Origin of the sequence: Pseudonocardia aurantiaca (genome assembly GCF_039526725.1) — a bacterium.
GTDB lineage: Bacteria > Actinomycetota > Actinomycetes > Mycobacteriales > Pseudonocardiaceae > Pseudonocardia > Pseudonocardia aurantiaca.
In genome coordinates this window covers 1-13,062 of the sequence record NZ_BAAAJG010000008.1, presented here as the reverse complement: position 1 = coordinate 13,062, position 13,062 = coordinate 1, and the positions used below count along the sequence as shown (strand labels likewise).

At 71.0% G+C, this 13,062-nt stretch carries 15 protein-coding genes; 4 read left to right on the top strand and 11 right to left on the bottom strand.

From position 1 onward, the window contains the following. Nucleotide 1 precedes the first annotated feature (1 nt). The 5 genes from ABD143_RS09975 to ABD143_RS09955 all read right to left on the bottom strand — a co-directional run bounded on the left by ABD143_RS09975 (nucleotide 2) and on the right by ABD143_RS09955 (nucleotide 3,747). Nucleotides 2-580 (bottom strand): dihydrofolate reductase family protein, encoded by a 579-nt coding sequence (locus ABD143_RS09975; protein ID WP_343974688.1) that lies wholly within the window; start codon nucleotides 578-580, stop codon nucleotides 2-4. 64 nt (nucleotides 581-644) lie between these two features. Further along, nucleotides 645-1,046, bottom strand: coding sequence for a YciI family protein (locus ABD143_RS09970; RefSeq protein ID WP_343974685.1), 402 nt, complete (start codon nucleotides 1,044-1,046; stop codon nucleotides 645-647). A 27-nt stretch (nucleotides 1,047-1,073) separates the two neighbouring features. Then, nucleotides 1,074-1,469, bottom strand: a complete 396-nt coding sequence (locus ABD143_RS09965; protein ID WP_343974682.1) for a DUF6069 family protein — start codon at nucleotides 1,467-1,469, stop codon at nucleotides 1,074-1,076. A 515-nt stretch (nucleotides 1,470-1,984) separates the two neighbouring features. Beyond that, a complete protein-coding gene (gene map, locus ABD143_RS09960) occupies nucleotides 1,985-2,776 on the bottom strand; it encodes a type I methionyl aminopeptidase (RefSeq protein WP_343974679.1) in 792 nt (263 codons plus the stop codon). Nucleotides 2,777-2,937: 161 nt separating this feature from the next. Further along, nucleotides 2,938-3,747: an AraC family transcriptional regulator gene (locus tag ABD143_RS09955; protein WP_343974677.1), complete on the bottom strand. Its 810-nt coding sequence runs from the start codon at nucleotides 3,745-3,747 to the stop codon at nucleotides 2,938-2,940. A gap of 529 nt (nucleotides 3,748-4,276) precedes the next feature. Here ABD143_RS09955 and ABD143_RS09950 point away from each other — a divergent pair. After that, the gene (locus ABD143_RS09950) at nucleotides 4,277-4,417 is read left to right on the top strand and encodes a hypothetical protein (protein WP_343974674.1); all 141 of its coding nucleotides are present in this window, start codon (nucleotides 4,277-4,279) and stop codon (nucleotides 4,415-4,417) included. Between the two features lie 552 nt (nucleotides 4,418-4,969). Here ABD143_RS09950 and dnaK read toward each other — a convergent pair. From dnaK to ABD143_RS09930, 4 genes are all read right to left on the bottom strand, one after another. Then, nucleotides 4,970-6,862 (bottom strand): molecular chaperone DnaK, encoded by a 1,893-nt coding sequence (gene dnaK / locus ABD143_RS09945; protein WP_343974671.1) that lies wholly within the window; start codon nucleotides 6,860-6,862, stop codon nucleotides 4,970-4,972. Nucleotide 6,863: 1 nt separating this feature from the next. After that, complete coding sequence (locus tag ABD143_RS09940) at nucleotides 6,864-7,313, bottom strand: YflT domain-containing protein (RefSeq protein WP_343974668.1); 450 nt, start codon at nucleotides 7,311-7,313, stop codon at nucleotides 6,864-6,866. A 97-nt stretch (nucleotides 7,314-7,410) separates the two neighbouring features. Next, entirely contained in the window at nucleotides 7,411-7,926 is a 516-nt protein-coding gene (locus tag ABD143_RS09935; RefSeq protein WP_343974665.1) for an Hsp20/alpha crystallin family protein, read from the bottom strand. Between the two features lie 290 nt (nucleotides 7,927-8,216). After that, on the bottom strand, nucleotides 8,217-8,666 hold the full coding sequence (locus ABD143_RS09930) for an STAS domain-containing protein (protein ID WP_343974662.1): 450 nt from the start codon (nucleotides 8,664-8,666) through the stop codon (nucleotides 8,217-8,219). Between the two features lie 326 nt (nucleotides 8,667-8,992). On the opposite strand from ABD143_RS09930, the gene ABD143_RS09925 reads away from it, so the two are divergent. Beyond that, nucleotides 8,993-10,705 (top strand): PucR family transcriptional regulator, encoded by a 1,713-nt coding sequence (locus tag ABD143_RS09925; protein ID WP_343974659.1) that lies wholly within the window; start codon nucleotides 8,993-8,995, stop codon nucleotides 10,703-10,705. 102 nt (nucleotides 10,706-10,807) lie between these two features. After that, the gene (locus ABD143_RS09920) at nucleotides 10,808-11,473 is read left to right on the top strand and encodes an MEDS domain-containing protein (protein WP_343974656.1); all 666 of its coding nucleotides are present in this window, start codon (nucleotides 10,808-10,810) and stop codon (nucleotides 11,471-11,473) included. Here ABD143_RS09920 and ABD143_RS09915 read toward each other — a convergent pair. Both ABD143_RS09915 and ABD143_RS09910 read right to left on the bottom strand, forming a co-directional pair. Then, on the bottom strand, nucleotides 11,436-11,834 hold the full coding sequence (locus tag ABD143_RS09915) for an STAS domain-containing protein (RefSeq protein ID WP_343974654.1): 399 nt from the start codon (nucleotides 11,832-11,834) through the stop codon (nucleotides 11,436-11,438). The two genes, ABD143_RS09920 and ABD143_RS09915, sit on opposite strands and share 38 nt — an antisense overlap. A 162-nt stretch (nucleotides 11,835-11,996) precedes the next feature. Then, nucleotides 11,997-12,221: a hypothetical protein gene (locus ABD143_RS09910; RefSeq protein WP_343974651.1), complete on the bottom strand. Its 225-nt coding sequence runs from the start codon at nucleotides 12,219-12,221 to the stop codon at nucleotides 11,997-11,999. 535 nt (nucleotides 12,222-12,756) lie between these two features. Between ABD143_RS09910 and ABD143_RS09905 the strand changes: the two genes are divergently transcribed. After that, nucleotides 12,757-13,062 (top strand): hypothetical protein (locus ABD143_RS09905; protein WP_343974647.1); only part of this gene is annotated, 306 nt, incomplete at its 3' end.

The following is a 13,062-nucleotide window of genomic DNA, read 5'->3' as shown; positions in this document are numbered from 1 at the left end:
CTCAGACATGCAGGGTGGGTCGGTAGATGAGTTCTTGGGTGTGGCCGTCGAGGGTCCGGCTCTCGATCAGCTCGAGGTCGAAGTCGGCCGCATCCTGGAAGATCGGGTCCACTCCGGTCTGACCGGTGATCACGGGGAAGAGCGTCACCTGAACGCGGTCGACCAGACCGGCGGCCATCAGCGCCCGGTTCAGCGACAGGCTGCCGTGTGAGCGCAACGGCACCTCGGACTCCTCCTTGAGCCGGGCGACGACGTCGACGGCGTCGCCGCTCACGACGTTCGCATCCGGCCAGTCGAGGCGTCCTTCCAGTGTGGTCGACACCACCGTTGCCGGCAGGCTCCTCATCCGTGTGACCCATGGGTCACGCACCTCGGACTCCTCGGTGCTCGAAGCCAGCATCCGCGCGAACGCCCTATACGTGTTGGCCCCGAAGACCATCCGCTGCTCCTCGCCGTAGAGGGCGAGGCGGTGGTCGAGGAGCTCAGGGCCTTGCTTGCCCCAGTAGCCGGTCCAGTTGCCGCTGGCGGCACCGAAGCCGTCGAGGCTGGAAAAGACGTCGAATGTGTAGGTAGCGGTCATGATGCTCTCCTTGAGTGCGGTTGATCGCGTGTCGGGGATTACAGACTGGCCACCACGGCGAAACTCATCGCCCTTGGACTCCTCGAGTCCGGCCGCCGGGATGCGGCCTTTCGACCCACTGTGCGTCTTCGAAGGGGCGCACCTCGATCGGGCACCCGCAGGCCAGCGCGCACTTCTCGCCCCAGGCCAGCGCCTGGTCGAGGTCGTCGCACTGGATCACCCAGAACCCGCCGAGCTGTTCCTTCGTCTCGGCGAACGGGCCGTCGGTCATCGTGGTCGTGCCGTTGCCGGGGCGGATGACCGTGGTGGCGTGCGAGGGCAGCAGGCCGCCGACGAACACCCACGAACCGGCGGACTGCATCTCGGCGGTGACCTTGGCCGTCCGGGCCTGCTGCTCCTGAATTTCGTCTTCGGACGGCGACGGCGCGCTTTCGTCGAACTGGACGGCGAGCAGGTACTTCTTCATGGCGAACTCCTTCGAGATCGGGAGGGATCAGGCCGGCAGGCGGCGGGCGATGGCCGGGATCACGATCGCGGCAGCGACCACGTGCGTCAGCATCAGCAGCACCTTCGTGGCCGCGGACGCGTCCGCGAGCACATCCGGTACCAGTGACAACGCGGTGAGCACGATCGTGGTGCGGACGAACGCCGTGCGTGGACGGCGAGCCGAGCGGGCCAGCACCAGGGCCAGCGCCAGGCCCACCACGGAGCAGATGACGGTCAGCACGGCGAACCCGGACATCGGGATCGGCGTGCCGCCGACAGCGAGGCTGATCCCGGCGAACTCACCCGCGGCGGCGACGGTCGCGGTCACCGCGGCGGCGACGACCGCGGCGGTCAGGCCGCCGGTGATCAGGGGCTTCGCGGGAGCGGTGGTGATGACGGACATCGTGGGCCTCCGGTGAGTGGCGACCGGCCCGTTGCCGGTCTCTCACCTTGGCTACGAACGCACTCGACGCCATTCGACACCCACCACAGAAAGATCAGAAGACGTACTCGCCCCGACCGGATCCGAGGCGACAAGGCCTACTCGCCACGAGCGATCCGACGGCGACTGCGAACCCGCGGGGATTCCGGTGTCGAGGAAGCGCAGACCGCTGAGGAAGGCATCCCGGGCGGAGCGGGCGGCGCAGCGCTACGGGGAGCGGGACGGCGCGAGATCCCGCCGGACCTCCTCTACTCGACGTAGAACAGGTCGTCACCCGACCGTTCCGGGTTCCCGGCGGCTCGCAGCCGGGCCTGAGAACAGCACCCGGTCTCCGGCCTGGAGCCCACACCGGTGCCGGACATGCGCGGGCAACCGGACATGACCGTCAGCGGACGAGCTCACCTCGAACAGACGGCGGTAACACCCGGATCGAAGGGATGATCGTGGTCGGGCAGGGCAGCCCCGCCCGTTCTGGCTCAAGGGCTCAGGGGAGGCCGCTCATCGTCCCTCCGGGTGAGCACGAGCGGGCCGTCCTCGGTGATCGCGATCGTGTGTTCGGAGTGCGCCGTGCGTGAGCTGTCGGCCGAGCGGATCGTCCAGCCGTCCTTGTCGAAGACGATCCGGTCCGTCGTGCGGGCGAACCATGGTTCGAGCGCGATCGTGAGGCCCGGCCGGAGGGTGAGGCCACGGCCCGGACGGCCCTTGTTGGGGACATGGGGGTCCTCGTGCATGGTGCGGCCGAGTCCGTGGCCGCCGAACTCGAGGTTCACCGGGTATCCGTGCGCGTCGGCGACGGCTCCGATCGCCGCTGAGACATCGCCCAACCGGTTCCCCGGCTGCGCGGCCTCGATGGCGGCCTCGAGGGCCACCTGGGTTGCGCGGACGAGCCGCCCGTCATCCTCCGCGGCTGTGCCGACGATGACCGTGATCGCCGAGTCGGCCACCCAGCCGTCGATACCCACGGCGAGATCCATGCCCAGGACGTCGCCGTCACGCAGCCGGTAGTCGTGCGGCAGCCCGTGCAGGACCGCGTCGTTGACGGACAGGCAGATGACGTTGCGAAACGGGCCGCTGCCGAAGGATGGCGCGTAGTCCCAGTAGCAGGATTCGGCCCCGCGCTCGTCGATGCGGCGGCGGACATGGTCCTCCAGGTCGAGAAGGTTGACACCGACGTCCGCGAGAGCCTGAAGCTCGGTCAGCACCTGGGCCACGAACTGACCCGTGATGTGCATCTTCTTGACCTCCGTGGGCGTCTTCAGCTCGATCATGCGTGTCTCTCCCGGAACGAATAGGCCAGCTAGGCGGTATTACTATACCGCAGCGTGCGGTATAGTAATACCGATCGCTGGTCTGTCTGCGCGGGCATGGTTGGACGTCGCGGATGTGCTGCGTTCGCGCCTCGGAATGCGACTTCGAGGCATCCGGGGTGTCAGGCGTACGCGGGGCCGCGCAGCGTCAGCCACGGCGGCACCCGATAGCGGCTCCCGTAGTCAGCCGTGAAGCGGTGCTGGTCGGCGAACCCCCAGCCGGAGGCGACCGCGACGACGGTGGTCCACCCGGCGTCGCCCTCGGCCAGTTCGTCGTGCGCCCGGGCCAGCCGGACCGCGCGCAGCCGTTCCCCCGGCGAAGCGTCGAGGTGGCGCCGGCAGCACGCCCCGAGTGTCCGCACGCTCACCCCGGCGATGTCGGAGAGCTCCGCGAGGGTGAACGGGTGGCGCGGTGTCGCCTCGATGGCGTCGACCATGCGGCGCACCGGGCCGGGGCCCCACGAGTGCACCGGCCCGTCGAGCTCGTCGCGGTAGCGGTGGTCCACGGCGAGCAGCAGCCGCGCGGCCACGGCCTCCTCCGCCGGCGCCCCCAGCACCGGGTGGCGCAGCATCGGCGACGAGTAGAGCAGCCGTACGAGCTGGGCCCACGCCCGCCCGGCCGGCGTGCGCAGGTCGAGGGTCTCGGCCAGCTCCGGGGGCGCGCTGACCGAGTGCCCGAGCCGGTGTTCCAGCGCGTCGGCCACCGTGCTCTTCCCGATCGTCACGGAGTAGCACGAGAAGCCGTCGCCGCAGGCCATGTCGACGTCGGCGTCGGGCCGGGCGACCACGGCCCTGCCGACGTCCGCGTCGACGGCGTGCCCGCGCTGCGTGACCTCCGTCGTCCCGGACATCGGGATCGAGACGGTGTACCTGTCCGCCGGGTCGCTGTGGACGTGCATCTCGCGGTCGAACCGGTTCTCGCCTACGGTCACCCGGCGGGGTCCCTGCGAGAGCTCGTGGTCCACGACGGCCTCCGCTGCTCGTTGTCCTCGGTCGCCACCCGCCCGCGCCGAACCGCCCGGCGGGATCCACCCATACTCCGCCCGCCGGGCCGGCACCGGCACGGCCCGAGGGCACCAGCTCCCGTGGCTCGGCTCGATCCGGCAGGACAGGGCCCGGCTGCGGAGGTAGCAGGGCTGGGGCGGGGGTGCCCGACGCCGACCGGGCCGAGCTGACCGCGGCGGCCGACCGGGCCACGCGGCGCGGCCACCGCCGTTGCGCCACGTGATGGACCTTCGACGTGCGGAGCGGGCGCTCCCCGTCTTCACTGCTCGTCATGTGCAGCCGATGCGACGGGCTTTGCGGAAGCGGTCCGGCGGATGACGAAGTCGTCGTCCGGCAGCTGGCCGAGGGCGTTCCGCTGGTCACCGTCGCCGGTCGGTTGACAGCTCGGCCGCGAGGCGCCTCCGGCGCATCGCGCAGGGCCAGCTCGCAGACGGACCCCGGCTCATGGTGCTCGACGTGCGCGCCGTCACGGGGGTTGCGCCGGAGGGGGTCGAGGCGCTCGTCGCCATCGCCTACGACGCGGGCGAGGACGCTGTCGGACTGTGCCTCGTCTGCGGCCTCAGCGCCCGGGACCCGGTACGCGGCGCGCTTGTGTGACGCCGGCTCGCTCGAGCTGTTCGAACTCCAGCCCGGTCCTGAGTCGGCGCTCGGCACGCTGAACTGAGTGCCGCCGTCAGGTCGGGCGTCGACCTTCTCGTCGACGAACTCCCGGAACCGGCGCAGGTCGTCCCTTCGAGTCCGGCTGCGTCCCGCACTGCGCAGTCGTGAGGTGCTGGTGCACGAGGCGCACGGCCATGGCGCCCTCGCCGACCGCCGAGGCCACCCGCTGGACCGACCCCGCCACCGGTCCTCGAGTTCCGCGGCGGTCGGCCCGGACTCCACCGAGCCCTCGGGCGCGCCCGCGTTGGCCGTGGTGTTCGAGTCGGCGGTGTTTGAGTGGCGGTGTTCGAGTCGGCGGCGTCGGGCTGAGCGTGCCGGCTCGCCGGGGCGGCCCTGTCCCCTCCGTCGGGGGCCGCCCCGGCGACCTGCCCCGCCGCAGCACCGTCCCGTTCCGACGGTCCCCGCGGGGCGGACTCCGGCTCGGCGGGCACCGGCGGGCGGGCCCGCCGTCCGGAGATGTCGCTCGCTGCGTATTCGGTCATCGAAGCCTCAGCTCCGGTCGAACTCGGCGTCGATCACGTCGTCGTCAGCGGCGGCGCCCGCACCGGGAGCCGGACCCTGTCCGCCGCCCGCGCCGGCGCCCGCTCCGGCACCGGCCGCGGACAGGCCGCCCAGCACCTGCTGCAGCTCGCCGGTCAGCTGGCGCGCCCGGTCGAGCGGCGCCTGTTCCTCCACCGCCCGCCGCGCGTCGGCCACGAGGATCTCCGCTCGCGACCGCTCGTGGGACGGCGCGGCGTCGCCGAGCTCGTCGAGCCGCCGTCGCACCTGATAGGCCACCGTGTCGAGGTCGTTGCGGGCGTCGACCTCCTGGCGGAGCTGCTGGTCGGAGGACCTGTTGGCCTCCGCCTCCTGCACCATCCGCTCGACGTCCGACTGGTCGAGGTTGGTGCTCTCGGAGATCGTGATGCCCTGCTCGGCACGGGTGTCCCGGTCGCGGGCGGTGACGTTGAGTATGCCGTTGGCGTCGATGTCGTAGGTGACCTCGATCTGCGGCTCCCCTCGTGGGGCCGGCCGGATGTCGGTGAGCCGGAACCGGCCGAGCACGCGGTTGTCCGCAGCGCGCTCTCGCTCGCCCTGCAGCACCACGACGTCCACGGCGGGCTGGTTGTCCACTGCCGTGGAGAACGTCTCGCTGCGCCGGACCGGGATCGTCGTGTTGCGATCGACGACCCGGGTCATCACGCCGCCCTGGGTCTCCACGCCCAGCGAGAGCGGGGTGACGTCGAGCAGCAGGACGTCGGACACCTCACCCTTGAGCACCCCGGCCTGGATCGCCGCGCCGATGGCGACGACCTCGTCCGGGTTGACCGTCATGTTCGGTTCCTTGCCACCCGTGAGCCGCCGCACGAGGTTCTGCACAGCGGGGATGCGGGTGGAGCCGCCGACGAGGATGACCTCGTCGATGTCGTCCGCCGAGACCTTGGCGTCGGACATGGCCTGGCGGACCGGTCCCATCGTGCGCTCGATGAGGTCAGCGGTGAGCTGCTCGAATGTCGAGCGCATGAGCGTCATGGTCAGGTGCTTCGGCCCGTTGGCATCCGCGGTGATGAACGGCAGGTTCAACTGGGTCTGCGTGACCGAGCTCAGCTCGATCTTCGCCTTCTCCGCGGCCTCGTAGAGCCGCTGCAGCGCCTGCGGGTCCTTCCGCAGGTCGATGCCGTTCTCCTTCTGGAACTGCTCGGCGAGGTGGTCCACGATCCGCCGGTCGAAGTCGTCGCCGCCCAAGTGCGTGTCACCTGCGGTCGCACGCACCTCTACCACGCCGTCCCCGACGTCGAGGATGCTGACGTCGAACGTCCCGCCGCCGAGGTCGAAGACGAGCACCGTCTCCTGCTGGCGCTTGTCCATCCCGTACGCAAGCGCCGCCGCCGTCGGCTCGTTGATGATGCGGAGCACCTCGAGGCCGGCGATCTTCCCGGCGTCCCTGGTCGCCGTGCGCTGGGCGTCGTTGAAGTACGCCGGAACCGTGATGACGGCCTCGGTCACCCGTTCGCCCAGGTGGCGCCCGGCGTCGTCGGCGAGCTTGCGCAGGATCAGCGCGCTGATCTCCTCCGGGGCGTACAGCTTGTCCCGGACCTTGACCCGCGCGTTCCCGTGCTCGTCGGGCACCACGTCGAAGGTGACCTGCTTGGTCTCCTCCTCCACCTCCTCGTACCGGCGGCCGATGAAGCGCTTGACCGAGTAGATCGTGCCCTTCGGGTTGAGGATCGCCTGCCGGCGGGCGAGCTGGCCGACCAGGCGCTCGCCGTTCTCCGTGAACGCCACCACCGAGGGCGTCGTGCGCGAGCCCTCCGCGTTGGGGATGACGGCGGCCTCGCCGCCCTCCCACGCCGCGATGACCGAGTTGGTGGTGCCGAGGTCGATGCCTGCCGCACGTGCCATGTCAGGTCCGCCCGGACTCGAGCAACCGGGCGGCCTGGTCGGCCACCTCGTCGTCCACGACGACCTCGAACCGCTGCGGGCGCGTGATCACCACGGACTCGAAGTCCCGGCGGCCGCCCTGCATCGCGTAAACGATCACGCCGATGATCGCCCCGATCACGGCCCCGAAGATCAAGCCGTACAGCGCGAGCAGCAGGCCGGCGATCAGCGGGTTGACCCAGCTGAGGATGCCGAAGATCCACCCGATGAGCGCACCCGGCACAGCTCCGCTGACGGCGCCGCGCCAAGCCGCGCGCGCGTAGTTCATCCTGCCCGTGACCTGCTCGACGGTCTGCAGGTCCTGGCCGATGATGGCGACCCGCTCGACCGGGAAGTCCTGGTCGGAGAGCCTGTCCACGGCCCGCTCGGCCTCTTCGTAAGTGGCGAATGAGGCGATGGTCCGCCTGGCCACCCGCTGGGGGCTGGTCGGGCTCCCGGGCGACCAGGGACCTCCTGTGACGCCCCCTGCGCCTCTCTGCTGCGGCTGTTCAGTCATCGGATCCTCCAGATCAGACGGTCGACGACCGCTCGGTCGCCGCGGCGGTGTCCTGTTCGGTCGCGGCGCTGGTGTCCCGGTCGGTCGCGGTGCTCGAAGTGGCACCGTCCCCGGTCGTGGACGTCTCCGTGGTACCGAGCCGCACCTTGCGCGGCTCGTTCTCCGCCCTGACCGGGATGGTCAGGGTCAGGACGCCGTCCATCAGGTCGGCCGAGAGGCCGTCGGGGTCGAGGTTCTCGCCGAGGAACAGCTGGCGGGCGAACTCGCCGTAGAAGCGCTCGTCGATGATCACCTCGTCGCCTTCATCACGCATCGACTCGCGGCGGGCCCGCACACTCACCACGTTGCGCTCGACCGTCAGGTCGATGTCCTCCCGGCGGACGCCGGGGAGGTCGAGGTTGACGATGAAGTTGTCGCCCCTGCGCAGGGCTTCCATCGGCATGCTGCGCAGCGCCCGGGTACCCGCGGAGAAGGTTTGTTCGGCCAGCCGGTCGAGTTCGCGGAACGGGTCGAATCGCATGAGCGTCATAGGTCCTCCTGCGCGTCAAGATCAGCGCGGATCCGCCCGCGCTGGATCAGGTCAGCCGAGCTACCACGACCGTCGCAGCCGCCCCGCCGAGGGCGCATCGCTCCCCGGGATGCAACATGGCCTGCCGGGTTCGACCCGCCAGGCCGACAAGTCAGGCGGCCTGGCGCCGCACCCGTCCCACCAGCCTGGGACCCCCTTCGCGGGACGGAGAACGTCGGCCGCGGAGCCCAAGAGATGCCGCGGAACGCCGGCGGCCGGCGACCGACGCCCGGCAGACCACACATACCCGGTCACGCCGGGCGGTACAGGAACGTCCCCGGCCGGACGATGCCGGTCGTGTCGAGGATGCGGCGGAGGAGGCGCGGAGGGGACACCAGCGTCAGTCGCCGGTCCGGGGCCAGCAGCGCCGCGATATCGACGAGCGCGCGGACCCCGCCCAGGTCGATGAACGTCAGGCCGGCGAGGTCCACGGTCACCAGGTCGCCTGCCCTGGCCACGTCGTACAGAGCTTCGAGGAGCAGGCGGGCGTTGCTGCGGTCGACCTCGCCGCGCACCCGGACCAGGGATCCGGTGCACATGATGGCGATGGCTCCGTCGCCGAGGTGCTCCCAGCGGTCGTCGGCCTGTTCCGGACCGGGGTCCGCCACCGGCTCGAGCGGGGGGACCAGGGTCAGGATCGGGGCCGGGCCCGCTACGGGCGTCACGAGATCCCCGCCGGCCGACGGCTCGAGTCCCCTCACGACGTCCTCCTGAATGCCGCCTGAACATCCAATCCGATGTTGCTCGGAACCGTCGGACCTGCGCTTCCGCCCGCCGTGGCGAATCCACGCCCGGCGGTCGGCCCACGAGGGCAATCGGTCGGCGCCCCGTTCCGCAGGGAGGTCGCGTACGTTTGATGTTCGGTGGTCGATCTCCGCCGCGGCGCGCATTGCCGGAACGGGTCGCCCGGTCCGGCGATTGATCACGGCCCAATGGCACGATCTGGGCCTGTTCGGCGTACGGTCATGCCACCCCTGGCACTCCCTTAATCGCCGCGGGCGCTTGCGGACGGCTGAGGAGAAAAGTCATGAGCGAAGCCGGCCAATCCATTCGTGGGCTGCGCGAGCAACTCTCGAATGTGTGCAGCCTCTTCACGCTTTCGATGATCATGTCTGACGGGCGGGGCGAGCGGCAGATCATCGAGCTCGCGACGTCCTCGGTCATGTCGCTGACGTCGTGCGTGCCGCTCGCCAGCCTGCTGACCATGGATCCGCGAGGCCTACGTGCCCCGGACGGCGGTCCGCTCTCCTGGCCGGAGCTCACCGCCCAGCTGTCCGACCTCGACGACGTCGACGGCCCCGTCACCGGGACCGACTACAAATGGGCACGCGCGTACGCCCTGCGAGCCGTCGGCGGCCACGCCGGGCACCTCGTCGTCGGCAGCGACCTCGAGCCGACGTCGGACCAGCTCCTCCTGCTGCAGATGCTCGCGCAGCAGACCGGTCGCGCGCTCACCACCTCCGCGCTGCACCGGCGGGACCGCGAGACCGCGGGCGAGCTGCGCACGCTCAACTCACAGCTCGCCGAGGTCAACGCCCGTCTCGCGGCGAGCGTCGCCGACCTGGAGCGGTCCCGGAAGGTCCACGAGACGCTGACGGCGGTGGCCGCGTCGGGCGGGGGCGAAGCCGGGATCACGAGCGCACTGCACCAGCTCACGGGACTGCGGGTCGCGGCGGAGGATCCCTTCGGGAACCTGCTCGCCTGGGCCGGGCCCGGCCGTCCGGAGCCCTACCCACGGCCACCGGCCCGGCAGCGCGCCGAGGTGCTCGCCGACGCGCGCCGCAGCCCGCGGCCCATCCGCGACCGCGACCGCGTGATCGCGGTGGCCCAGCCGCGCGACGAGGTGCTCGGTGTGCTCGCGCTGGTGGACCCCACCCGCCAGGCCGGGGAGCACGAGCTCTTCGCACTGGAGCACGGCGCCGTCGTGCTGACCATGGAGCTGGCGCACCTGCGCAGCCTGGCCGAGACCGAGCTGAGGCTTCGCAGGGACCTGGTGGACGACCTGCTCAGCGGCACCGACGACGAGAGCGCGCTGGCCCGGTCCCAGGCGCTCGGCCACGACCTCGGAAGGCCGCACCAGGTCGTCGTGGTGCGCTGGCCCGCCCCGCCCACCGAGGACGCGCTGGTCCGTGCCGTCGAGCAGGCCGTGACGCGCGTCCTGCACACCCGGGTGCTGCTGGCGCGCAAGCCCAACAGCGTGGTGCTCGTGGCACCGGGACCCGAAGAGCGCGAGAACAACAGCAACCGCTGGTCCCGACTCCACAAGGCCGTCGGCGAGAGCCTGCGGTCGAAGGTGGGCGCGATCGGCGTCGGCGGGGTGTGCAACGGGCCGTCCGAGGTCCCGAGGTCCTACGCCGAGGCGCAGCGCGCGCTGCAGGTCCGGCTGGGATCGTCGTCCCCAGGCGGTGTCACGACATACGACAACCTGGGCATCTTCCGGCTGCTCGCCCTCGGCGACGGTGACGGCGAGGTGAAGCAGTTCGTCCGTGAGTGGCTCGGCCCCCTGCTCGACTACGACTCGACGAGCCGGTCGGACCTGGTGACCACGCTGTGGCAGTACCTCGAGTGCGGCGGGAACTACGACGCCACCGCCCGCGCGCTCCTCATCCACCGCAGCACCCTCCGGTACCGGCTGCGCCGCATCCGCGAGCTCAGCGGCCTGGACCTCGGCGCCGTGGACACGCGGCTAAACCTGCACGTCGCCACCCGCGCATGGCAGATCCTGCGCGGTCTCACCTAACGGGTTCAGCCTGACGGGTTGAACCTGCGCTACCCGTTTGCACGAGGTTCGCGCCGCGCGTTTGACTTGCGCGCCTGGACCCGGCGAGGAGAAGAGCTTCCGATGGAACGATCCGACCCCGGCGCCATGCAGCCGCTCCCCGGTGACCACGTCTGCGCGTTCTATCGGGGACCGGCCGAACGCGACCGGTTGATCTCGGCGTACGTGCGTGACGGATTGCAGAGCGGGCACGCCTGCCTCTGCGTCACGGGCCATGAGGCCGGCTCGGACGTCCTCTCCGCTCTCGCGGGCACCGGTGCGCGCAGGCTCGACGGGCACGACTCCCGGCGCGCCCACCCATCGTCGTCCGGCGCAGCGGAGCCGATGGTGCGGCTGATCGAGAAATGGTCCCGGGACACCTGGGAGCACGACGACTACTCGTTCGCGCACGTCGTGGCCGACATGACCTGGGCGCTGCCGGCAGGGGATCCACCGTCCTCCGACAGCATCGCCTGCTACGAGGCCAGTGCGACGACGTGGGCGAGGTGCTACCAGCAGAGCTGCGTCTGCTTGTACGACCTCGACAGGTTCGGGAGTGTGGTCCTCGATGTGATCAAGGCGCATCGGCGCGTGTGGTTGCACGGGGTCGTGCTGGACAACCCGTACGTCCGCAGTGACCAAATGGCGATGACGGCAGGGGTCGATGACCATGCCGTCGCGGGCCCGATCAGCGCGCCGCCGCATCGCGGCCTCAGACCTCGCCGACCGCCAGCCGTTCCAGCCCGGTGATGCGCAGCTGGCTCAGCACGTCCTCGCGGGCGGTGCCCTGGAGTGCCAGCTCGGTGCCCTGGCGGCGGCACGTCTCCCGCGCCCGGCACAGGAGGGAGAGGGCGGTCGATCCGACGAACCCCACCAGGGACAGGTCCACGACGAGGACAGGCGGCCTGTTCGCCAGCTCGCGGCTGATCACCGCCTCCAGCTCGCCGCCGGTGACGCTGTCGATCTCACCGACCACCGGGACGGTCACGACGCCCGCAGGGGTTCTTGGCGGCCGAGGCACCGGCCGGCCGTCATGCCCCGAACGCACCAGCCGGCGCCGCGCCGCAGGTCGGCGGGGCTCCGCGTCGTCGCTCATCGGTTGGTTCGTCATCCACGCACTCTGCGGCATTCGGGCAGGAGCGCACACCGACCTGGCGGGGCGGTGTGGGGTCGGCGGCGTGCACCACCCGGGCCGGTCTGTGCGGGGGGCGGCGTCTCCAACGGGACGGGCCGCAGCGCCTGTGGTGACCGGAGCGCCTGTCGTGAAAGGCCGCTACAGCGTAGAGCCGGTCAGCACCGAGCCGTGGAGCCGGTATCCGACAACCTCGGCGGCGAGGATCGCGGCGCTCCCGCCGAGCGCGATGGACTTGTAGCCGATGGCATCGGGGGACGCCCAGGCCTCGTGCAGGGCGTTCGCGAAGGCGCGGTCCTCGCCGTCCTCCAGCGCCAGGTCAATCGTGTGCCCACTTCGGACGAAGACTTCGACACGGCACGTCATCGCACGAGAGTAGGGCTCTAGGGGCGCGATGGAGGAAGAACTGGAGCCCCCCAGCCGCCGGTCGGACGCTGCCGTGCGAGGCGTACGGACCAGCCGCGTATGGATTCGGAATGACCAAGAAATTCGGCCTGTGGAAACGCTCGTGAGCGTGGTGAAATGAGACCGGGGTCAGGAGTCAGGGGGCGCTATGGACTGCGGATCGGGCCACTGCGGGACGAACCGCACCAAGTGGGCCAGCGCCCTCCTCCTACGAAGATCCGCCTTCTCGCCGCTCTGAGCGGAGCCGGCGAGCGGTAGTCGATCCATTTGATGTAAAAGGCGGCATGTGCGTTGGCACATGCTTGCCAACCGTGACGTCACGATTCCGAGAGTGGCAGGGCAGGCCATGGTGCAAGCCGGTTCGGGTCGGCGCAGGACCACCAGGAAGCCGATGTCCCAGCTCCGTTCGCGCGCATCACGGCGTCGTCGGTGGGCAAGGGCGGCGCGGGAACGCGCGCCCGTCGTCGTTCGGCAACCCACGGCCACCGACGGCCTCGTGCTCACCCAGCTGCTCGACTTCGCGCGGCTCACCCCCGCCCAGGCCGTGGCGCTCGGCGCGGACGTGCTCAGCGGGCTCCACGAGCGCAGCGCCAGTGGGCCGACCCCGGTCGGGCTCGGCCCGGAGAGCGTGCGCGTCGCATCGGACGGGCGAGCCCACCTGATCGACCCACCGGGCGCCCGGAACGGTCGCGACGGCGCACCCGATCTCGCCGCCGCCGCCGCGCTGCTCGGCGAGCTCACGGCTGCCACGCACGGGTCGGCGGCGGCCCGGACCGCCGCCGGCCCGCTCGCGGCGCTCGGC

What these genes read in the sequence shown, in the direction of transcription:
- ABD143_RS09975 (WP_343974688.1), bottom strand. Translation starts at nt 580, where the DNA reads ATGACCGCTACCTACACATTCGACGTCTTTTCCAGCCTCGACGGCTTC.
- ABD143_RS09970 (WP_343974685.1), bottom strand. Translation starts at nt 1,046, where the DNA reads ATGAAGAAGTACCTGCTCGCCGTCCAGTTCGACGAAAGCGCGCCGTCG.
- ABD143_RS09965 (WP_343974682.1), bottom strand. Translation starts at nt 1,469, where the DNA reads ATGTCCGTCATCACCACCGCTCCCGCGAAGCCCCTGATCACCGGCGGC.
- map (WP_343974679.1), bottom strand. Translation starts at nt 2,776, where the DNA reads ATGATCGAGCTGAAGACGCCCACGGAGGTCAAGAAGATGCACATCACG.
- dnaK (WP_343974671.1), bottom strand. Translation starts at nt 6,862, where the DNA reads ATGGCACGTGCGGCAGGCATCGACCTCGGCACCACCAACTCGGTCATC.
- ABD143_RS09935 (WP_343974665.1), bottom strand. Translation starts at nt 7,926, where the DNA reads ATGACGCTCATGCGATTCGACCCGTTCCGCGAACTCGACCGGCTGGCC.
- ABD143_RS09925 (WP_343974659.1), top strand. Translation starts at nt 8,993, where the DNA reads ATGAGCGAAGCCGGCCAATCCATTCGTGGGCTGCGCGAGCAACTCTCG.
- ABD143_RS09920 (WP_343974656.1), top strand. Translation starts at nt 10,808, where the DNA reads ATGGAACGATCCGACCCCGGCGCCATGCAGCCGCTCCCCGGTGACCAC.
- ABD143_RS09915 (WP_343974654.1), bottom strand. Translation starts at nt 11,834, where the DNA reads ATGACGAACCAACCGATGAGCGACGACGCGGAGCCCCGCCGACCTGCG.
- ABD143_RS09910 (WP_343974651.1), bottom strand. Translation starts at nt 12,221, where the DNA reads ATGACGTGCCGTGTCGAAGTCTTCGTCCGAAGTGGGCACACGATTGAC.